Genomic DNA, 19,944 nt, shown 5'->3' with positions numbered 1-19,944 from the left:
TGGTGGTTATGGCGGAGCGGCTGCACCCGATCCCATTCCGAACTCGGCCGTGAAACGCTCCAGCGCTGATGGTACTTCGTCTCAAGACGCGGGAGAGTAAGTCGCTGCCAGGTCTGCCAAATGCATGTCATATCTTCTCAAAACGACACAAGGCCCGTGAAAGCGGGCCGGCCGGCCGCACCCCGCCATAAAACGGGAGCGGCCATTTGCTTCGGCAGCAACCGGCCAAGGTCCAGCAAGTTGACGCGGGGTGGAGCAGCCCGGTAGCTCGTCAGGCTCATAACCTGAAGGTCGTTGGTTCAAATCCAACCCCCGCAACCAAACATCAAAACACTCCCGCGAGCCCAGCTCCGGGAGTGTTTTTGTTTGGCGGCGTTATCTCCGGCCTGCCGCTCAACCCAACTGAGCAGCGTGCCCAGCTCCCGTGCAGAGTTGCCTCCATCTCACCGCGCTTGACACCGGGCGTCAGCACGATCTTCGCGATCAACGCGCGCAGCGCTTGCGCCGCCTCTTGACGGTCGTCCGCATGGTTGAGCGCTTCGGTTAGATGCGCCACTTTCTTCGCATAGACTGTCGAAATACTTGGCAGAAGCTCAGGCAAGTCTTGTGGGGTAGCGGCCAGCAGCTCGGTGAGCTCGGCCTGGCGCGCCTCGAACCCATCCAGCGCCGCCTTCATGCTGGCCTGGAACATGCCGGCCTTGATCGCCTCGATGAGGCTGCGGATCTGCTTCTCCACCTGCACCAGGTCCACCGTCCAGGTCGCGGCATTGGCGCGGCGCTCGCGGTTGAGCCGGTTGCTCTCCTCGGCATAGGCGCGCATCGCCGCCGCGGCGGCCTCCGGCGCCATCATCCGCTCCTTGAGGCCGGCCAGCACCCGCTGTTCCAGTTCGGCGCGTGGGATCGTGCGTGTGTTCGCGCAGGCGCCGTTGCTGCTGTGGCTGGAGCAGGCGAAGCGGTCGACGCTGCGCAGGGAGTAGGGGCCGCCGCAACGACCGCAGATGATCAGCCCCGACAGCAGCGACTTCGGCCGGAGGGCGCCGGCCAGACGGTTGCGCTGGTGGTGGGCGCGGACCGCCGCGGTCAGCTTGAGGTGCTTGTCGGCGATGTCGTCCTGGCGGACCCGGACTGCCTGCCATAGCGCCTCGTCGACGATGCGCAGCTCCGGCACGTGCGCGACGATCCATTCTCCTTCCGGGTAGAGGCGCGACACCCGCCTGCCGGTCGCCGGGTCCTTGACGTAGCGCTGGCGGTTCCACACCAGTTTGCCGATGTAGAGTTCGTTGTTGACGATACCGGTGCCGCGGCGGACATGGCCGCGGATGGTGGTGTCGTTCCACAGCCGGCCGGCGGGACCGGGGATGCCCTGCTCGTTGAGACTTTTGGCGATGGTACGCGGACTGACGCCGGCGGCGAAGTCGCGGAAGATGCGGCGGATGACCTCAGCCTCCTGCGGAACGATCTCGCGGCCGCCCTTCGACGCCTCGCCGTTTGCGTCGAGCTTCTTGACGACGCGGTAGCCGTAGCAGAGGCCGCCGCCGGATTTGCCGGCCTCGACGCGGCCGCGCAGGCCGCGCCGCGTCTTCAGCGCCAGATCCTTGAGGAACAGCGCGTTCATCGTCCCCTTGAGCCCGACATGCAGTTCGGAGATCGCCCCCTCGGCCAAAGTGACGATCGCCACGCCGCAAAACTTGAGCTGCTTGTAAAGCGTGGCGACGTCGGCCTGGTCGCGCGACAGGCGGTCGAGCGCCTCGGCCAGCACGATCTCAAAGCGGCCGGCTTGCGCGTCGCGTAGCAGCTGCTGGATGCCGGGCCTGAGCACCAGGCTGGCGCCGGAGATGCCGGCATCGTGATAGCTGCCGGCGATCGCCCAGGCCTCGCGCGCCCCGTGCTCGCGGCACAGCCGCAACTGGTCCTCGATCGAGGCCTCCCGCTGCAGGTCGGAGGAGTAGCGGGCATAAAGGGCAACGCGCGTTGTCATGCAGTGATCTCCCTTGCGGTCTAGCTGCTGTCGCGGGCACCGGGCCTGGTTGTCTCGACCGGCGGTTTGGACCCGGCATTGTCGTTGGCGGCGTTCGTGGCGGCGAAGCGCTCGCGCGCCATGCCGCGGCCCGTTCTCCAGCTCCTGCTGCCGCCGGCAAAGCCGCTGCGCCTGCGCATGCGCCCCCGCCCACTGCCGCCACAGAGCCAGCGCCGGGTCAGGGGTCGCATCCGACGCGCCGGCGCGTGCCGACGCTGGGCTACCCAGCGCCCAGCCGGTTGCAGCAACAACCACGCCACCCAGCGCCATCCGCCGCGTGACGCAGCCAAAACTCGTGCTATGGTCGGAATCAGCCATGATCCGAGCTCCTCCGAAGCTTAGATTGTGGTCAGGCTGGCCAGGATGTTCCCGCATCTAGGTCAGCCGCTCTGCGAGACCAAGAATGACGATCTAGCAGACAAATGATAGGAAAAATATCAATTCGATTTGAGTGAATGTCAATAGAAAATCTATCATTTCCTGTTCGGGGGATAACCACTCGTCAGGTGAAGGCGGCGCGTGCTTTGCTCGGTTGGTCCCAAACAGACCTTGCAATTCACTCAAAAGTTTCCGAGCCAACGATCGCTCGACTCGAAGCAGTGGACGGTCCTCTACGAGGAAGAGCAGAGACTTCGAGCAAAATCCTCAAAGCGTTAGTTGAGGCTGGTATCGAGTTTATCCCAGAGAACGGCGGAGGCGCAGGCGTGCGTCTGGCCCTTAGTTCTGCACTAAAAGAACTCTGACCTGCTGGGTGGAAGAACTCGGCACGACGCAGACCCTCACAGGGGGCGCCCGGCATGTCGGCTTTGCGCCCCTAATCGGTCATCGACGCAGCAGGTCTTCGCTCCTAGAAGCTGCCGACACGCTTTGTCACCGGCAGCGTCAGCAATGGGTGGAAACCCGCCTGTCCGCTTTCAGGCTGCCTTAGGGGAAAGCGAACTGGTGGTTGGAATGTCAGGGTCGTGTTTGCCGGAGGCAATCAGGAACTCGAACGCGCATTCCAAGTCGCCCACTTGATTTTTTGGCGAGACCTAGTCCCGCTCAGGTGCTCCTAATGGGAAAAAGGGCCGATAAGGCCGAGCCTCCTCAACTACGCGCGCTACAGACGGGCGGGACAGGAGTCGTGCCCGGTAGGCGGCAAGTGCTGTGCAACGTGCAGGAATTGGATGCACCCAATCACCATAGAAAAGCGCTGGTGCAGCGGCACAATCAGCAATTGTGAACCCGCCGCAGGTCGCCCATTCCTGACCATGCAAACGTGGCTCCATCCAATCGTAGCAGCGCTCCATCAAAATATGCGCATCGGCAACGCCCCGCGGATCACGCTCATCCTCGCCACGCAGAGCATCACCAACGATCCGCTGCGTCTGAGCGTGGATATAATCATCAAACACATCCGCGATCATACGGGCGTCAAGCGCTTCACGGGCATTCTCAGGCACCATCGGCGGAGCGTCGCCGTGAAATAGGTCGAGATATTCGATAATGCTGTTGCTTTGGGTGACTTTTCTGTCGCCATCGACCAGGGCGGGAAATTGCCCCGTGGGGGAGAGCTCAGCCATGCGCCTAGCATTCTGCGGGTGGTCGGAGTCGACCATTCGGAAGTCGAAGGTCAGGCCGCGCTCGTATAGAGCGATCAATGGTTTCCAGACAAAGGAGGCGAACGGATGGCCATAGAGCGCAAGGCTCATTTCAATACTCCCAAGGATTGAAGGGTAGTTTCGATCATGTCGAATTGAATTCCCGTGCCGTGACGGCGATCAGCTGTGCCGTCCTTGCCATCGAGAAACACAATCTGTTCGGTGTAAGAGACGCGGGTTTTGCCCGCCTCCTCATCAAGCTCCAGGCTCGACAGCGTCACTGAGTGAAAGCGACCGGAATGATGCAGGTCATAGGCATAGACCAGACGCTCGGCCGGCTCGATCACATGAAAACGCGCTTCAAAGAGTGTCTCAAGACCGCTCTCGTTGAAGCGCCCGTGCAGTATTTCCTGTCCACCCACACAAAAATCCATCGAGCGGCGCATAAGGGTCCATTTTTCTGCCGGACCCGTGAACCACTGCGCCTTGATCTGCGGGTCGCACCACGCGCCGAACACGCGGGCGGGCGACGCCGCCCACAGGCGCTTCAGCGTAAATGTACCGTGGAATAAGGGTGTTCCGGTCATGCCTTGTCTCCTTGGCATGACTGGCTCGTACCGTCAGCCTTATCAAAAGTTTCTTTGCCTTCGAGCAATTCTCCCAGCCGGTCAAAGTGGCCCTCCCAATGCTGGCGACGTTCGTTCAACCAATTTTCGACACGCAAGACCGCCTCGCTTGAAATTCGGCATCCGCGGACTCGTCCGCGTTTCTCTGTGATAACCAGTCCGCTTGCCTCAAGCACTTGCACATGCTGATGGATCGCGGAGAGGGATGTGTCGAAGGGCTTTGCCAGATCACTTACCGAGGCTGGGCCACGTGAAAGGTGTTCGAGAATCCGCCGCCGAGTTGCATCAGCGAGCGCGTGGAACGCCCTATCAAGTTGTTCTGAATACTCAAGCATGTACTTAGGTTACAGCTTGCCCGATGAAAGTCAAGCGGACACTTAAGCGTCCGTGCATTGCACCTGGTTTAGTGGTTTGAGAATGGCGCCATCCAGCCGTGATAAGCACAGCGACGGCAAGACCGGGCTGACCATGCGCCAGCTTCACCCAAGCCGAGAGCGTCGCCAGTTGGTCGTTGGTTTCGGCGCGGTGGAGCATGGGCTGCAGACGCTGGACGTCCTCGCCGCTTGACTGGACGATTGAACGCTGATCATCCGGAGGAGGGCAGTCGCCGTCATAGTGCCTTGATCGATCGCTCTCAGGACTTTATGGCCCCACCTCGAACGACGGGAATGCGGTCGATAGCTGCCGGGTCGTCGATCGGAGCTCCTGAACGTCACGAGTTGGTGGTTGGCGGGACAGCAGCTTCTAAACGCCAGCACGGCGGAACCTGCCATTTGCGGGGAAGCGATGCCTATCGACCGTGGAGAACAGCGCGTGCAAGTATCTCCGGCATGAGCAAACGCGAGGAGCACCCTCCGGCATGGTACAGCGGCATCTGTCGTGCAAACGGCATAAACATTCATTACCGCCGAACAGGCGGGGACAAGCCTCCGCTTGTTGCCCTGCACGGGCTGATCGGAAGCGGCGCCTGTTTGTTGCCCCTGGCGCACGCGCTCGAAGATGCCTTCGATGTGGTCCTGCCCGATGCCCGGGACATGGCGGCTCCAGCGCCCCTGAGAACGGCTATCTGTATAGCGATCTGGCCGACGATGTTCTTGGGCTCATCGAGGAGTTGGAGCTAAACGCTCCGACATTGGTTGGACACTCGATGGGTGGGATGACCGCTGCGCTTGTTGCCAGCGAGCTTGGATCGGCCACGAAGGCCGTCGTCCTTATCGACCCTACTTTTATCAGTCCAGAGTGGCAGCGCGAGGTTTACGAAAGTAACGTCGCAGCAGAGCATCAGCAATTGCTCCAGTCGACAAGGGATGACCTGCTCACCCAGGCGCGCCTTAGAAGCCCGAATCGGTCGGCAGAGATGATTGAATATATGGTCGATGCGAGGCTTCACACCAGCTTGAGCGCTTTCGAAGTTCTCACGCCACCTAACCCGGACTGGCGCAAGCTGATGCAGAACATAGGTGCTCCGATACTGCTTCTGATTGGTGATCGCGGCATCGTCTCGCTTGAGACTGCCTGCGAGTTACAGGGCATTAATCCACCACTGCGCTATGAGCTGATCCCTGATGCCGGGCACGGCCTACCATATGACGAGCCAGAGAAGTTGGGCGCTGCTGTGTCAGCATTCTTGGCGGAAGTGGCTGCAATCGGGAGCGGCACGAAATCCATGGAATGACTGCTAAGGGGTCGGAAGCTGCCACCGGCCTGAAGCTGGACGAACGGCAGTTATCGCTCCTTCCCAATCCAAGAGCAGTCAGACCGCACTCGGCCCCAGAACTGCCGGTCAGCTTCGCGCCCCATTTCAGCCGTTCAGAACATTTCGCGATTTCCAAAAAGCTGCCATTCGACTCAAGCCGACTTTTTGAGCTGAAGAGCGGCGCGAAAGTAGACCTGCGCCCGGGGAGGCGGGCAGGTCGTTTCCCTACGCGATCTCTTTTGGTCGTATTCTAGGGGCGTTGCGCGTCCATGAGGTTCAGGCGGTCGAAGAAGACGCGGTTGCGCCGCTTGGCATCGGCAAGAAGCCGACCGTAGTCGATGACCTCGAAGTAGATCCCGAAGGTCCGGTGATATCCGTAATAGGAGCGCTGATCCGGCGTAGGCATCGCGTCCGACATCTTCAGCTCGGCGTGCATGCTCGGCGTGATGTCGCAGACGACGTAGGCGAAAGCGGGGATCTTGTCCCCCGCAACCGACAACGGCCGGCCGTTGTCATCCTTGAACTGGCCACCGCGAATGAGTTGTATTTGCTCGAACACTTGTCTGAGCGGATTGTCGTCGCCGGTGTAGTCGTCCCGCTGCGGTCGCTTGAACTCGATGACGGTGATGCTGTTGAGAGGCATCCCGTCGTCGATCTTTTCAGAGAATGCAATCTTCCGGTCAAAGATGAAAAGGTCCGGCCGCTTCCGTGATTTCGAGGTGAAATCGGTGTGGGAGTTGAGAGGCCGGTCGGAAGCGATGAACGAATGGAAGTTGAGGCGTTCGTCGATGATCCAAAGATTCTGTTGCGAATAGAGGATATCCTGGTCCGTCGCCCTCATTGGGAACAGGATATTGTGCACTGCCTCCTCGAGCGGGTACTTGCCCGTCCTCTTGTCATTGGAGAGCGCCTTCTCCAACAGCTCGATGATGATCTTACGATGGGATACGTACTGGGCGAGGGCCGAGACGCCGAGTTCGTTTGAACGTTCCATGAACTCCGATAGGCGCTGGCGGTACCCTTCGTAGTCCTCCTGCTTGGCGGCCTCGGTCAGTATGCGGGATCCTTCCCTTTTCAGGCTGACTTCGCGTTGATGGAGTTCCCGATGGAGCGCCAACTCCATGTCCATTTTAGAGGCGTTCGGCGAGATCGAGCCGATGAACTCATCCAGGTAGCGAAGGAGGGGTTTGTACTGTGGAGCTTCGGTTCGGACGTAATCCCGGACCCGCTTGGCTTTTGCGGTGTTGAGGCCGTCGATCAGCTCGGCGAGGTCCCGTTGCACGAACGCGAGGCATTCCGCCCGGATGTCGGACCGTCGGAGGTCTTCTACTTGAAGCAGATCGCCTTGTCCGTCCTCCAGTTCCTCGCGCATGTCAAAGTCGGTGCGGAAATTGTTGACCCTGTCGTTGAGGTAGTCCCCTTGGACAACCGCGAGGTAGACGAAACTGTCACCCTCCTCGTCCTGCAGCCGCCCGATGAAGTTGGGGATGAACTGGTCGAGCCTTTCGGTGTTCACCGCGCGGGAGTTTGCCGCGTAGATCAGGCGATGTTTCGATGCGCGAGGCGAGTGGAGGCGAAACCCATCGATGCGGAAACTCCGCCCGGCTATCTCGAAGTTCCCGCTGTGCCCGCCGCGCTGGAAGTTCTCGTCGAACACTTTGTTGAGGGACAGCTTGATGCCGCCGTCATGAATCTCGACCTCGGGGCATTCCGGCTGCATCAGGACGAGGATGAAATGCTCGGCCAGTCGCTGCGCCAGTATCTCGATGTCAGCCGGGCACTCCTCGCGGTAGGGTGAAAGGAAGCCCCCGAGCCTGACCGTGGTTCCCGACGCACCGCTATCGGTCTGCGTCGCGCTGGCCGCGTCGGGGTCGTAGTCGAAGCCGAACTCGAAATCACGCAGCCAGTGACTTGGCTCGTCATAGCCGTCCTGGGCTTGGAAAGTCGTTCTGACGTGGACCGTCTCGAAAGCCTTGAGCCACATGAACCGGCCGAGGCCTTTCCCGCCTCGTTCGTACTTATGTTCCGAATATGCAGTGTTGAACGAGTCGAAATTCTCGTCGGTGAAGCCGATGCCGGTATCGCGAATCTCGAAGCCGACGATAGGGGCGTTGTCCTCGTCGAGCAGATCTTCGTCCCGCTCCACGACGATCGTGACACGATGCCGCCTGTCGGACTTCGCGTCCTGAATCGCTTGAAAAGAGTTCATCACCGCCTCGAACAGCGGAAGTAGCGCCTTCCATTTCGGAAGCTGTGTCTGCCGGATCTGCCCCCTGAGGTTGGTTCGAAGCATTCCTGGCTGCAGGGCGATAATTTGGTTCATTGGGGCCGGCCTATCTGCAATTTGATCCGCTAGCGCTTCGCGTACTGCTCGTAAGGCGCAACGCAATGCTACCATCACTCCAAAACAGTTCTAGCTAGGAAGGCGCTGTCATTGGGCAAAAATAGCTGCCATACGACCCGTAAGAAAACAAAGGTCAACGACTTCTGCTTTCGTAGGGTCGATAGAAGCTGCCAGTCGCCTTACGGCACCTTTGCTGTCTAACAGCAATACGCCCCATGTCGGACATTCAGAAACTCAAGGCCGCCACTTCGAAACGGACATTCAAACGGTCACCTAGTACGGATAAGCGCATCGCGTTCTGATGCGATCTCAGGATCACCGTGGCCGGTTCATGAAACTGTCGTAGTGGCGCCTACGCCTCAACGAAGTCGAATCTGTCGACGTCCACCATGCCGCGATCGGTGATCTTGAGGTGCGGGATGACGGGCAGCGGAAGGAAGGCGATCTGCAGGAACGGTTCCTCGAGCGTCGAGCCGAGTTCCTTCGCTGCAGCGCGCAGCGGCCGGAGTCTGTCGCGTACCGTGTCGTAGCTGTCGAGGCTCATCAGCCCGGCTATGGGCAGTGCGATCTCGGCCAGCACCTCGCCGTCGGCCACGACCACGAACCCGCCTTCGATCTCGGCCAACCGGTTGATGGCGACGACCATGTCGGCATCGTCCACGCCGACTGCGCAAATGTTATGGCTGTCGTGACCGACGGTCGAGGCGATCACCCCGCGCTTCAGCCCAAAACCCTTCACAAAGCCCGGCGAGACATGCCCGTTGCGCCCGTGCCGCTCGACCACTGCCACCTTGACGACGTCGCGAACGGTGTCAACGGTCGTCCGACCGTCCGCCTGCGGCAGTTTCATGCGTAGATGCTCGGTGATGATCTTGCCCGGCATGATGCCGATGACAGAGGCTTCCTGGCTTGACGGCACGGCGAGGTCGCTGACGCCGATCGGCCCGACCTTCACGCTTCGGCGACCGACCGGCTCGACCGGCTTGCGGCTGCCGAACAGTTCGGGGGTCACGAGCCGCCCAGCCGAGAAGACCATCTGTGCCCGGCAGCTTTCCAGCGAATCCAGCACCACGACGTCGGCGCGCCAGCCGGGCGCGATCAGGCCGCGGTCCTTTAGGCCGAAGGCGCGCGCGCCCGAGATGCTGGCTGCGCGGTAGATCGCCAGCGGTTCGACACCCTTCGAGACGGCGTGGCGGATCATGTAGTCCAGATGGCCGTGCTCGGCGATGTCGAGCGGGTTGCGGTCATCCGTGCACAGCGCGATGAAGGGCGAATAACGCTCTGTGATGATCGGAATCAGGCTGTCCAGGTCCTTGGACACCGAACCTTCGCGCACGAGGATATGCATACCCTTGGTGAGCTTCTCGCGGGCCTCCTCGGCCGTCGTGGTTTCATGGTCCGTGCGGATGCCCGCCGCGAGATAGCCGTTCAGCGGCTTGCCGCGGAGCAGCGGCGCATGCCCGTCGATATGCCCGCCCTGGAAGGCTTCCAGCTTGGCCATGCAGGTCGGGTCTTTCGCCAGAACGCCGGGGTAATTCATGAATTCGGCCAGCCCGATCACCTTGGGATGGCTGCGAAAGGGCAGAAGCTCATCGATGTCCAGTTTGGCACCGGAGGTTTCCAGATGCGTTGCCGGCACGCAGCTGGGGAGCTGCACGCGCACGTCCATGATCGTCTGTTCGGAGCAGTCAAGGAAATAGCGGATGCCGGTGGCGCCCAGAACATTCGCGATCTCGTGCGGGTCGCAGATCGCGGTGGTCACGCCGCGCGGCAGCACGCAGCGGTCGAATTCGAACGGCGTCACCATCGAGGATTCGATGTGGAGATGGGTGTCGATGAATCCGGGAACCAGCACCTGCCCCGATACATCGATCTCGGTCTTGCCCGCATAGCAGTCGCATGTACCAACGATCCGGTCGCCGCAGATGGCGAGATCGCCCGCGACAAGTTCGCCAGAGACGAGATCGAAGAAACGTCCGCCCTTCAACACGATGTCGGCGCGTTCATTGCCGGAGCCCTGGTCGATGCGCCGTCTCAAATCGCTTGCCATCGTCTCACCCTATTCCGATCCGCGCATGCCCATATTGGCAAGCACCCGGCGCTCGACAAGCACGACAATCTGATAAAGGGCAACCGACAACACGACTGAGGCCGCAGCTACGGTCCAGATCATGCCGTAGTCGAGATAGCCGCGCGACTGGTTGAGCAGGTTGCCGAGCCCCTTTCCGGTGGCCAGCCATTCGGCGATCATCACTCCGAGAAGCGCGCGGGGCACTGTCAGCCGCGCCGCAGCGAAAAGATAGGGCAGGGCGGCCGGAATGCCGACCAGCTTGAGTTCGGTCCACGCGCCCGCGCCGTAGGCCTTCGGCAGGTCAAGTGCTGCGCGCGGCGTCATCTTCATGCCTTGCGCGAGCGTGATGAAGGCCGGGAAGAACGTCACCGAAATGGTGATGATCAGCGTCACCAGCCAGCCGCGTCCGAGCAGCAACACGAACAGCGGAATGGTGGCGATCAGTGGCATGGTCTGTGAAAACAGCGCCACTGGCATCAGCGCGCGGGTGAAGTTCGGCACCAACCGGCTCGACACCGACAGTGCGAAGGCAGCGGCAAGACCGGCGAACGTGCCCACGATTGTGATCGGCAGCGTCTGTCCCATCGCGTCCAGAAGGCGGGTCTGCGCCTGCTGCGAGAGGGGCAAGAAGAACAGATATTCGATCACGCCCCAAGGCGTCTTGCCGATCATCTCAGGGACGCCGAGCAGCTTGATGAACGCCCACCAAAGAACGAGCGGAACCGCGATCGACCCGAACGCTACCGCTAGACTTGGCCATTGACCGCCGGTCCTTGCCCCAGCCGGCGGCAGCGACGTCGTCATCGTCACTGCTTTCGATGCGCCGGTGACGCGCGCCGAAATCAGGCCGAAGATGAAATAGGCGATGCCGGCGATGGCCGTCGCGACCAGGCCGATGCTCCACAGACGCGGCGGGTCGGCGCGGCCGAGCGAGCCGAGCAGATAGATTCCAAGACCCCAGCGACCGCCACCGCCGAATTCCGCGAGGATGGCGCCCAGAACCGCGTTTGGAGCAGCCACCTGCAGGCCGGCAAGGATGATAGGCAATGCGCTACGGAGTTGGACGAAACGCATCACGTCCCATTTGCCCCCGCCATAGGCCCGCACCAGATCGGCGCTGCGCAGATCGATCTGCGTCAGGCCGACCACAGTCGCCGTCATGGTCACGAAGTAGCAGCCCATTGCGGCCAGCGTCACGCGGGGTGAGATGCCTGTCATTGTCAGTGCCAGGATCGGCGCGATCGCTATGGTAGGCACCGCGAAAATGGTCACGTTGAAGCCGCGGAACAGCCGGGCCGCCAGGGGCGAAAGTACGAACAGGATACCGGCTGCCACGGCAACGATGTTGCCGATGGCGAAACCTAGGGCGGACGAAACCAGCGTGGACCACACGTGCGCAGGATAGTCCGCGCGGTCCGCCCAGAAGCGTTCGACTATGGCGGTGAGCGATGGCAGCGCGCCGTCGGCGACCAGGTGGAAGCGGCCGGCGACTTCCCACAGGACCAGGAGAATCACGATGTTGCGGACAGGCGCGAACCATGGCGCCTGGTTGAGCGGCTTCGGTGCGGGAAGGACCTGCTCAGCCGCCATGGAGCACCTCGGCGATCCCGTCGCAGAGCTTGTGGAAGACCGGATCGGAAAACAGATCCGGACTGCGCGGCCGCGAGAACGGAATTTCGATCATTGACGCCACGCGACCCGGTCGGCTGCGCATGACCGCGACCCGGTCGGCCAGGAACACCGCCTCGTCGATGCCGTGCGTGACCAGAAGCGCCGTGCAGCGCGTCTCGGTCCAGATGCGCTGCAGCTCGATATTCATCTGGCGCCTAAGAATCTGGTCCAGCGCCCCGAACGGTTCGTCGAGGAAGAGCACGCCGGGCTCCGTGACCAACGAGCGCGCGATTGCCACGCGCTGGCGCATGCCGCCGGAAAGCTCGCCCGGCAGCGATTTCTCAAAGCCTTTGAGGCCTACCAGCTGGATCAGTTCGGCGATCTTGGCCGAATATTCCCTCCGGTCGCGCTTTAGGATGTCGAGCGGCAGGGAGATGTTGTCCTCGACATTGCGCCATGGGAGCAGCGCCGAATCCTGGAAGGCAACGCCCGTCAGACCGCTGGCGGTTGCCTTTTCGGATGTCTGTCCGCCGATTTCGACCCTTCCACCATCGGCATGTTCAAGTCCGAGCGCTAGCCGCAGGATGGTCGACTTGCCGCAGCCGGACGGCCCCAGCAGGGCCGTGAACGAACCCGGCTCGCAGGTCAGCGAGACATCGCGCAGAGCCTCGATGGTCTTGCCCCGCGCGACGAAGGCTTTCGAAACGTTAGAAAGCCGGATTCCGCCCGCGCCAGCCATCAGACTTCCTGGAGAAGCGTGGTGTCGAACATGTCGCGCGTGCCCTTGATGCCGGCTTGGCCAAGCGCGTCGAGCGTCTTGGCGATGCCGTCTTCGCTCATGGCGAAGACGCCGCCCGGGTTTTCAATCAGCGGCTTCTGGGCATTGTTGAAGAATATCTCGTTGTCGATGGTGCGGCCCGTGCCCTTGAACCAGGTTTCCGCGAATTTCGGCGGATAGGCATTCGGATCCTTGAGGTTTTCATCCCATCCCTTGCGGCTGGCGCGAAGCCAGGACACAAGTTCCTTGCGCCTGGTGGCAAGCGTTTCTTCGGTTACGACCACGGTGTCCTGGAAAATCGTATAGCCATAGTCGTAGAGCAGGAAGGAATGAGCGTCGACGCCGCCGGCCTGCTTGATCGTGTAGGGCACGTTGGTGGTGAAATCGAGTGACGCATCGATCTCGCCCTTGATCAAAGGTGTCGGATCGTAGGCATATGGCACGATGTTGACCTTGTCGCGATCGACGTCGTTGATTTTCAGCATAACCTCGACGGAAATCACGTTGACCGGAGGCACGGCCAGCGTCTTGCCCTCGAGTTGCTTCGGATTGCTGATCGGCTTCGACGCCAGCGAAATAATCCCGTGCGGGTTCTTCTGGTATTGAGTGCCGATGATCTTGAACTTGGCGCCCTGCTCGACGATCGCCTTGATGGTGGTGTCTGGAGTCGTCAACGTCAGATCGGCCTTGCCCGCGATGATCGAGCTCTCCGGGATGACGTCCGGGCCGCCGGACAGATAGGACAGGTCGAGCCCCTCGTCTTTATAGTAGTCATTGTCGAAGGCGGTGAAATAGCCGGTGAATTCCGCGTCATTGATCCATGCTGCCTGCATGGCCAGTGGATCCGCGGCGTAGGCGAAGCGGGACACGGCCGGCAATGCCGCCCCCGCGGCTGCCAGGGTCATGAAACGACGGCGATTTATTGTCATACGCATGCTGTTCCCCTTTTCTTATTTGTTCAGGCTGTTATGCGAGGCCTCTTAGCCGCTGAAGTTCCTGGATCGGTGGGGTGGCCGCGATCTGTTCCGGTTCGAGCAGGTCCCACTTCACCCCATACGGGCGCTTTCCACGTTTCTCGACCGGGATCAGCCGGGTCGGCGTTGCGATGTAGTCGACCAGGATATCCGTTTCGCTCGGCACCAGCTTATCTTCGACAACCTGGACATCGTGTACGACGGCTACCACCGGCGTCTTCTCATCGACAATGCCGATATCGGTGAACATGCCCCATTCAAGATCGAAGAAGCCGTGCCCCTTGCCAAACCTGACGCCGTCGAGGGACACTGCAGAGGCGCCGGTGACCATAAAATCAAACTTGCCGCGGCTTGCGACTTCCTCGAGCGTCACGGGCTTGCCGAAATGCTCCATGCCGTCGAGCCAGGCGGCATAAAGCTCGGCGCCTTTCGGCACCATGCCGGGCTCGATCATCAGGAAGCCGCGATAGATCCCGTATGTGGACATCACGAAAGGCACGCCGCGCTCGATCAGACGGCGGCGAAGATCGACCAGGCAGTTGTCCGGCGTGATGAAGGCGTACTTCGTGTTCTTATACGCATCCATCGCCGCAATCTTGTCGGTAGCCTTCTCCGATCCCTCGAAATCGGGGATGACCTCGCCAAAATTCAGGTGAAATCGGGTATCCGGCTTGGCCACGTCAGCGAGTTTCGACCATATTCTCTGGCGGATGATTTTTGATGTGGACACGTGCGGCTCCCCGGAGTTTCATTGTTTCATCAATGTGAAACACGTGTTTCACTAATGCAAGCGCTTTTTGTGCGGAGTGAGGCAACTTGGCTTCCCGACTAACTCTTCGAATCCAGGAGCGCTTCTCGGCCCTGACCCAAGGCGAGCAGAAGCTCGGCCGGCTTATACTGGAGGGGCAAGATGACATGCTTGCCCTGTCGGCCACCGAACTCGCCGAGATGGCCGGCGTGTCGAAGGCGACCGCAGCGCGGTTTTTCCGTTCGCTCGGCTATTCGGACTTCAATGAAGTGCGGGCTCAGGCGCGGGAAGAGCGCAACCGAACGCAGCCATACCATTTTGCCCGCTCTCCGGGTGATCGCGGAACGCTCGGCCCGATTGCGGCGCACCTAGAGCTCGAACTGACCAACCTGACGCGGACGTTCGAGGAACTGAATTCAACCAGATTGACCACGGCCGCCAAGCTTATCGCCGAAGCTCCACAGGTTTGGGTCCTGGGCGTCGGCCTACAGGAGGGGCTCGCCCGCTATGCGCGGCTGTTGCTGTCGAGGCTGCGCCACGGCGTCATGCTGTTGAACAATGGCAGCGGCAGTTGGGCCGAGGCGCTTGCGATGACCGGACCGCGCGACGTGCTGATCCTGCTGACGCTCGATCCCCGCCCCAGGATATTGAAACCGATCCTGGCCTATCTGCACACGACCCGCGTCAACATCATCACGGCGACCGACCAGACCTATATCGGCCGCGCCGAGCGGTTCTCGCAGGTCGTGTTGCCTTGCCATGTGACCAGCCTCGGCCTTGGTCCGTCACACACGAGCATGGCCAGCGTGGTACGTCTGCTTGCGGTTGCCTATGCCGAGCATGTCGGGGATGCGGCGATCAAGCGCACGGAAATCATCGCCGACATCCATGAGGAACTGGACGACGTCGAGTAGAGCCGCAAGATACAATTCGATGTGCTCCCCGAGCTGCCGAAGCGTTGCCTCGGCCCACTCGGAGAGCAGCGCGCGAAGCCGCGCAAATCACCCATCTCGGGCGCGACGATAACGCGGAACTGATGGCGGTCGTCGCGACCGCGGTCGAAGAAGGCCCGGCCGTCGGCCTCGTCGTCGACGGCCGAGTAGGCGTGGCCCTTTTCGCCTTCGGCCGTCCCCCGTCCCCTTCGAGATAACGCATATGGGCATCGACCGCGCCGGCACCGGCGCCGCCGCACCGCGTCGACCCCCTTCGCGCCATGCGTGGCGGCGAGGCGGACCACGCGCGCCTTCACCAGCACGCGGCGGCCGCGGAAGCGGCCCGTGGCATCGCTTTGCCAGCCGCGGCCGGGGCGGGGCAGCGACGCCACCACCTTGGCGCCGCGGCCGCGCGCGTTGAAACGGCCGCTTCCCTGGCGGCCAATCCGGTTGGGGTTGCCGCCGACCTTGAGGACGGCGATCTGCGTCTGCGTCAGGAATGGCCGGTCGCGCGCGCCGACGCGCATTGCCGGGTTCCGGGATCGCCCCGGCCGGATGCGAAAATCGTTGTCTCCGGTCATGGCCAACGCCCCGCACATCGCGCCAAGGCACGGAAACGCATGGGAAATCGCCGTTGCGGCGAGGTGCGAGAAATCCCCGCACCTCGCGAAATCGCCTCATAACCTATTGAAAAACCACAACCGCCAAAGCCCGCACCTCGCGGCCTTTTATCCTGCCATCCACCGGTCGTGTTCCTTGCCTCCCACCTCCGCGCCCTCTCGGATACGCTGGCGTGCGATCCCCTACGATTGCCGCTATGTCTCGTCGTCGCGGCCCTCCGGCGGACGCCCGCGCCACGAACAATCCGTTCGACTGCAGCTCAATGGCAGAAATGTCGCACGCGATGGTCGCAGCCCGGGTGCCATCCGCAGATGGTTCGGCCAACGCAGAAGCGGTGGCTGAAGTGCGGCCAGGCTGCGCGACGAAACCCGCGCCCGTGCCCAAGCCGATCGGTCGATCTCGGCGACAGCGGTCGGATACGTGCTGGTGGCACCATCAATAACCGGATCCTCCCCGGCGCCTAGACCGTCCTTCAGCAGGATTTCATTTAGCCGTTCCCTGCGAACGCATTGGTTTCCCTTCGCCGCGGCAGTGCACTACCGCAAGGTGTATGAGAACCTCGACCCGAAGGGTTGGGCTCGCAAGGCCAGTCGGTGAGAGCGTGCAAGCAGACAGTTTTCATTCGCGCCACGGGGAGAGCGGGAAGTGCTAGGTCGATGATCCGTCCGAGAGCAAAACCGACACACCCCGCACGAGCTGATGAACACAGGACAGACATTTGAACCACATCGCATCCGTACTGTGACGGACGCCATTTGAACGAGAAAGCTCTATCTCAAGCGCATGACCGACGCGTATCAGGAGCGGGAGGGCGTCTGCCATTTGCCTGCGGCCGCACCGATCGCAAGGCCGTCGGATCGCACTCGGAAGCCCGGCATGATGCACCGTCAGAGCGACGAAAAGTGCTACCGCGATGGTTCAAGCGCTGCCAAGACGCCGCCAAGATACTCCGCCGCGGAGCGCAGAAGAGTGCACGGCGCATCGGAACTCAAACCCCATCAGCGGCAGGTCACTGCGCCGAAAATTCGCATCTGCCTTGACGAAAGCGGGAGCGTGCGATGCAACGGTTTCGCTCGCCAAGTGCACTGCAACGCTTCGCGAGCGTCTTTTCGGCGGTCCGAAATTTCTTCGTCCCGCGACGTTCAAAACGCTCAGCCATCACCTTCCAATGTGCGATCGCTCTGAGGCGAACCAGACGCAGGCTCAGCGGAAATCGGAAGTAGAGCCAGACCGCATGGGCGATCACAGACGGCGGAAAACGATGACGTTTGTAGCGGACTGTAGGCTGGGTCATGACCGCCGACTGGCAGTCAACAACTTCAACTCCGGTCAACCTGACATCACCTTCCGGATGCAATAAGCGTCGATTCAGTCCCGGCCGGACCGAGCATCATCAAGGACTTCTTCGATCACCGTTGCCGCACAGTCGGCGACGATCTGGACGATGGTGCTGAGCGGTTTGGATGCGTCGATGGCGATGTCTGAGGATTGGGGTAAGGCGTCGATTTCAACCAGAGGCAAGAAGCAGAGCATGCCTTGAGCAATTTCGGTCGCGGCATCAAGTTCGGATGTGAAGGCAACATAATTCCCGCTGCGCGCGAGACTCTTGACGAGGTGCAGCGAATTGGTCTCGACCCGGCCACGGGGCTCGGCGAAGAGCCAGCTGTATTGCACCTCCAGGAAGCGACGGATCAGTAGCGAGCGGCTTTGCAGCGCGATCGGATAGGTCACCACGTCCTGGAACTTCACATCCGTCCGGGCGAGCAACGGATGGTGAGGGGCAACGACGCAGCCGAAAGGCAGCGGCAGACTCCAGAGCGGGCGCACCTCGCTGCGTTGCGGCAGGTTGAAGACGATGATGAGGTCGGCCCGGCCGGAGAGGAGAGCGGCGACCGCCTCGTCCGTCGAACCGATCTGGATGGAAAGACCGATCAGCGGATGGGCGGCGGCGATGGTCTGCACAAGCCGTGGCAGGATGGTCGTAGCGTGGCTGTCCATGGCGAAGACATTCACCTGGCCCTGTTGCATGCCCTGGAGCTGTAAAATCTCCGCGACCGCGTTGCGCTCTTCCGCGCGCCAGCGGTGAACGAGGCGCACTAGCACCTCGCCAGCCGCCGTCAGTCGCATGCCCTTCGGCATCCGGTCGAAGAGTTTGACACCGAGTCGTTCCTCAAGCCCGATGATCTGCCGGTCGATGGCCGAGGCCGCGATGTTCTGCGCGCGGGCGGCAGCCTGGATGGAGCCTGTTGAGGCGACGCGGTCAAAATAGTGCAGTGCAGCGGGGATCAGCGAGCGGGACATCGATCATTCTAATTTCGGCAATAAATTGTTCCATAGTTTGATATAGACGGCAATGCTTTCAGCACACACAGTTCCTAAAATTGCCAACCATTAAGGAACAGTCGCGTGCTCCGGCAGGTCAAATTCTTTCTGAACAGCTTCTTCTCTGGGCCGCAGGCCCCCTTCTTCCTGGCGGACGACAACGGGCATTTTGAGAGAAACGGCCTCGAAGTACATTTCACCGAAGGGGAGTCGCTAGCCTATTCGGTGCCAGTTCTGGCGGCCGGCAGCTATGACGTTGCCTATGGCGACATGAACACGCTGATCGAGATGAAGTCGGTCGATCCGGACTCCTCGCCGTTGGCGGTCTGGGCCATGCACAACCGCTCGCCCTATACGATCGCCATCGATGCCGACGGGCTGGTGGCCACGCCCGCCGATCTCAAGGGCCGCAAGCTCGTGTCGCATCCGGAAGATGCGGCCTGGAAGCTGTTCCCGGAATTCTGCGCCGCGACCGGCCTCGACATTTCTACGGTCAGCGTCGAGGCCTCCGATCTCGGCCATGACGAGATGGTGCCGCTGATGCGGGAAGGCCGCTGGGAAGGCATTTTCGGCTTCGTCAACACGGTGCGCGCCCACACGATCGAGGCGGGCCTTGATCCCGACCGCGTATTGCGTCACCTCGAATTCCGCCATTACCTGCCGGAACTCTACGGCGGCGCCGTTATGGTCACGCGCGATTTCGCGCAGAAGAATCCGGAGGCCGTGCGTGGCCTGCTGGCGGCGATCAATCTCGGCTTGAAGGATGCCATCGCGGACCCCGATGCCGCCATCGCCGCCGTGGCGCGGCGCAATCCGCGAATCGATGTCAAGGCCAACCGCGCCCGCCTTCTGGGCACGCTGGCGCTCGAAATGGCCGACCCCGAAGGCGGACGGATCGGCATTGGCGATGCGGATGACGCCCGGATCCTGGCGGGCGCCAACCTGATCACGAAGGCAAAGGGCCTGAGCCGGGTGCCGAAGCCGTCGGAGGTCTTCGATCGCCAGTTCCTGCCTCCGTTTGGCGAGCGCGTGACCAGCTTGGCCGAACGTCCATGACCCCGCGACTGATCACAGAGTTCAATGCCTTGCCGGGGGGCGATTTCGCCGCGGCTCTGGCGCCGGTCTGGGAAAATGCCGGCTGGGTGGCGGAAGAGGTTTCCATGGGCCGGCCCTTCGCCTCGGCGGCGGAACTGCATGAGGCGATGCTGGCGCTGGTCAAGGCGCTGCCCGAGGAGGAACTGCTCGCCTTCCTGAACCGCCATCCCGATCTCGGCGGGGCCGACGTTCGCGCCGGCCGGGTGACGGTGGAATCGGATGCGGAACAGAGCTCGATCCGCCTCAATGCACTGACGCCGGAGCAGATCGCCGAATGGGACGGGTTGAACGCCTCCTACAAGGCCCGCTTTGGCTTTCCATTTATTCTGTGCGTGCGTCGGCATCACCAGGCTTCGGCGCTCGCCGCTATTCGCGCGCGCCTCAACGGCACGCCTGAGGGCGAGTTGGAGGCGGCTTTGCAAGAGATTGCCTGGATCACGCGCTATCGCCTAGCCGACCGGATCGCCGACCACGGAATTGCAGGGCTCTAAGATACGGACGATTCTGAACAACCCGGTGCACCGGGCCC

General features: G+C 61.6%; 16 protein-coding genes, 1 tRNA gene, 1 rRNA gene and 3 pseudogenes. 8 read left to right on the top strand and 13 right to left on the bottom strand.

The window, feature by feature from the left end; translation table 11 throughout:
* Positions 1–113: ribosomal RNA gene (gene rrf / locus C7I85_RS23345) — 5S ribosomal RNA — on the top strand; the annotation flags it as partial.
* A 131-nt stretch (positions 114–244) separates the two neighbouring features.
* Positions 245–321, top strand: a tRNA-Met gene (locus C7I85_RS23340).
* Positions 322–325: 4 nt separating this feature from the next.
* On the opposite strand, the gene C7I85_RS23335 is transcribed toward C7I85_RS23340, so the two are convergent.
* The 4 genes from C7I85_RS23335 to C7I85_RS23315 all read right to left on the bottom strand — a co-directional run bounded on the left by C7I85_RS23335 (position 326) and on the right by C7I85_RS23315 (position 4,558).
* Positions 326–2,335, bottom strand: coding sequence for a recombinase family protein (locus C7I85_RS23335; RefSeq protein WP_245445065.1), 2,010 nt, complete (start codon positions 2,333–2,335; stop codon positions 326–328).
* 713 nt (positions 2,336–3,048) lie between these two features.
* Positions 3,049–3,708 carry a glutathione S-transferase family protein gene (locus tag C7I85_RS23325; protein ID WP_106726405.1) on the bottom strand — a complete coding sequence of 220 codons (660 nt, stop codon included), beginning with the start codon at positions 3,706–3,708 and terminating at the stop codon, positions 3,049–3,051.
* The gene (locus C7I85_RS23320; protein WP_106726404.1) at positions 3,705–4,184 is read right to left on the bottom strand and encodes an SRPBCC family protein; all 480 of its coding nucleotides are present in this window, start codon (positions 4,182–4,184) and stop codon (positions 3,705–3,707) included. Before C7I85_RS23320 ends, C7I85_RS23325 begins: the two co-directional genes overlap by 4 nt.
* On the bottom strand, positions 4,181–4,558 hold the full coding sequence (locus C7I85_RS23315; RefSeq protein ID WP_106726403.1) for an ArsR/SmtB family transcription factor: 378 nt from the start codon (positions 4,556–4,558) through the stop codon (positions 4,181–4,183). The genes C7I85_RS23320 and C7I85_RS23315 overlap by 4 nt, the downstream gene beginning before the upstream one ends.
* 100 nt (positions 4,559–4,658) lie before the next feature.
* Between C7I85_RS23315 and C7I85_RS31740 the strand changes: the two are divergent.
* Both C7I85_RS31740 and C7I85_RS23305 read left to right on the top strand, forming a co-directional pair.
* Positions 4,659–4,790 (top strand): annotated as a pseudogene (locus tag C7I85_RS31740) (ATPase); the annotation flags it as partial.
* A 292-nt stretch (positions 4,791–5,082) separates the two neighbouring features.
* The gene (locus C7I85_RS23305) at positions 5,083–5,898 is read left to right on the top strand and encodes an alpha/beta fold hydrolase (RefSeq protein WP_245445064.1); all 816 of its coding nucleotides are present in this window, start codon (positions 5,083–5,085) and stop codon (positions 5,896–5,898) included.
* A gap of 271 nt (positions 5,899–6,169) precedes the next feature.
* Here the strand turns inward: C7I85_RS23305 and C7I85_RS23300 are convergent, their stop codons facing one another.
* The 6 genes from C7I85_RS23300 to C7I85_RS23275 all read right to left on the bottom strand — a co-directional run bounded on the left by C7I85_RS23300 (position 6,170) and on the right by C7I85_RS23275 (position 14,427).
* The gene (locus C7I85_RS23300) at positions 6,170–8,242 is read right to left on the bottom strand and encodes an ATP-binding protein (RefSeq protein ID WP_146148930.1); all 2,073 of its coding nucleotides are present in this window, start codon (positions 8,240–8,242) and stop codon (positions 6,170–6,172) included.
* A gap of 373 nt (positions 8,243–8,615) precedes the next feature.
* Positions 8,616–10,313, bottom strand: a complete 1,698-nt coding sequence (gene ade / locus C7I85_RS23295) for an adenine deaminase (RefSeq protein ID WP_106726401.1) — start codon at positions 10,311–10,313, stop codon at positions 8,616–8,618.
* Positions 10,314–10,322: 9 nt separating this feature from the next.
* Positions 10,323–11,924 carry an ABC transporter permease gene (locus C7I85_RS23290; protein WP_106726400.1) on the bottom strand — a complete coding sequence of 534 codons (1,602 nt, stop codon included), beginning with the start codon at positions 11,922–11,924 and terminating at the stop codon, positions 10,323–10,325.
* Positions 11,914–12,684, bottom strand: coding sequence for an ABC transporter ATP-binding protein (locus C7I85_RS23285; RefSeq protein WP_106726399.1), 771 nt, complete (start codon positions 12,682–12,684; stop codon positions 11,914–11,916). The genes C7I85_RS23290 and C7I85_RS23285 overlap by 11 nt, the downstream gene beginning before the upstream one ends.
* Positions 12,684–13,658: an ABC transporter substrate-binding protein gene (locus tag C7I85_RS23280; RefSeq protein ID WP_106726398.1), complete on the bottom strand. Its 975-nt coding sequence runs from the start codon at positions 13,656–13,658 to the stop codon at positions 12,684–12,686. The genes C7I85_RS23285 and C7I85_RS23280 overlap by 1 nt, the downstream gene beginning before the upstream one ends.
* Positions 13,659–13,689: 31 nt before the next feature.
* Positions 13,690–14,427 (bottom strand): 5-formyltetrahydrofolate cyclo-ligase, encoded by a 738-nt coding sequence (locus tag C7I85_RS23275; protein ID WP_106726397.1) that lies wholly within the window; start codon positions 14,425–14,427, stop codon positions 13,690–13,692.
* An 86-nt stretch (positions 14,428–14,513) separates the two neighbouring features.
* Between C7I85_RS23275 and C7I85_RS23270 the strand changes: the two genes are divergently transcribed.
* On the top strand, positions 14,514–15,359 hold the full coding sequence (locus C7I85_RS23270; RefSeq protein WP_106726396.1) for a MurR/RpiR family transcriptional regulator: 846 nt from the start codon (positions 14,514–14,516) through the stop codon (positions 15,357–15,359).
* Here C7I85_RS23270 and C7I85_RS23265 read toward each other — a convergent pair.
* On the bottom strand, positions 15,275–15,958 hold the full coding sequence (locus tag C7I85_RS23265) for a hypothetical protein (protein WP_146148929.1): 684 nt from the start codon (positions 15,956–15,958) through the stop codon (positions 15,275–15,277). The two genes, C7I85_RS23270 and C7I85_RS23265, sit on opposite strands and share 85 nt — an antisense overlap.
* Before the next feature lie 1,056 nt (positions 15,959–17,014).
* Here C7I85_RS23265 and C7I85_RS32320 point away from each other — a divergent pair.
* A pseudogene (locus C7I85_RS32320) lies at positions 17,015–17,221 on the top strand (hypothetical protein); the annotation flags it as partial.
* Here the strand turns inward: C7I85_RS32320 and C7I85_RS23255 are convergent.
* Together C7I85_RS23255 and C7I85_RS23250 are read right to left on the bottom strand one after the other, a co-directional pair.
* Positions 17,188–17,292: pseudogene (locus tag C7I85_RS23255) on the bottom strand (IS6 family transposase); the annotation flags it as partial. The pseudogenes C7I85_RS32320 and C7I85_RS23255 sit on opposite strands and share 34 nt — an antisense overlap.
* A 74-nt stretch (positions 17,293–17,366) precedes the next feature.
* Positions 17,367–18,299, bottom strand: coding sequence for a LysR family transcriptional regulator (locus tag C7I85_RS23250; RefSeq protein ID WP_106726394.1), 933 nt, complete (start codon positions 18,297–18,299; stop codon positions 17,367–17,369).
* 105 nt (positions 18,300–18,404) lie between these two features.
* Here C7I85_RS23250 and C7I85_RS23245 point away from each other — a divergent pair, with 105 nt between their 5' ends.
* Complete coding sequence (locus C7I85_RS23245) at positions 18,405–19,376, top strand: ABC transporter substrate-binding protein (protein ID WP_106726393.1); 972 nt, start codon at positions 18,405–18,407, stop codon at positions 19,374–19,376.
* Positions 19,373–19,906: a 2-oxo-4-hydroxy-4-carboxy-5-ureidoimidazoline decarboxylase gene (gene uraD / locus C7I85_RS23240; RefSeq protein ID WP_106726392.1), complete on the top strand. Its 534-nt coding sequence runs from the start codon at positions 19,373–19,375 to the stop codon at positions 19,904–19,906. Before C7I85_RS23245 ends, uraD begins: the two co-directional genes overlap by 4 nt.
* Positions 19,907–19,944 lie beyond the last annotated feature (38 nt).

This window comes from Pseudaminobacter soli (ex Li et al. 2025) (assembly GCF_003012705.1).
Classification (GTDB): Bacteria; Pseudomonadota; Alphaproteobacteria; order Rhizobiales; family Rhizobiaceae; genus Pseudaminobacter; species Pseudaminobacter soli.
The sequence above is the reverse complement of the archived record's forward strand: the minus strand, read 5'-3'. Positions and strand labels throughout refer to the sequence as shown.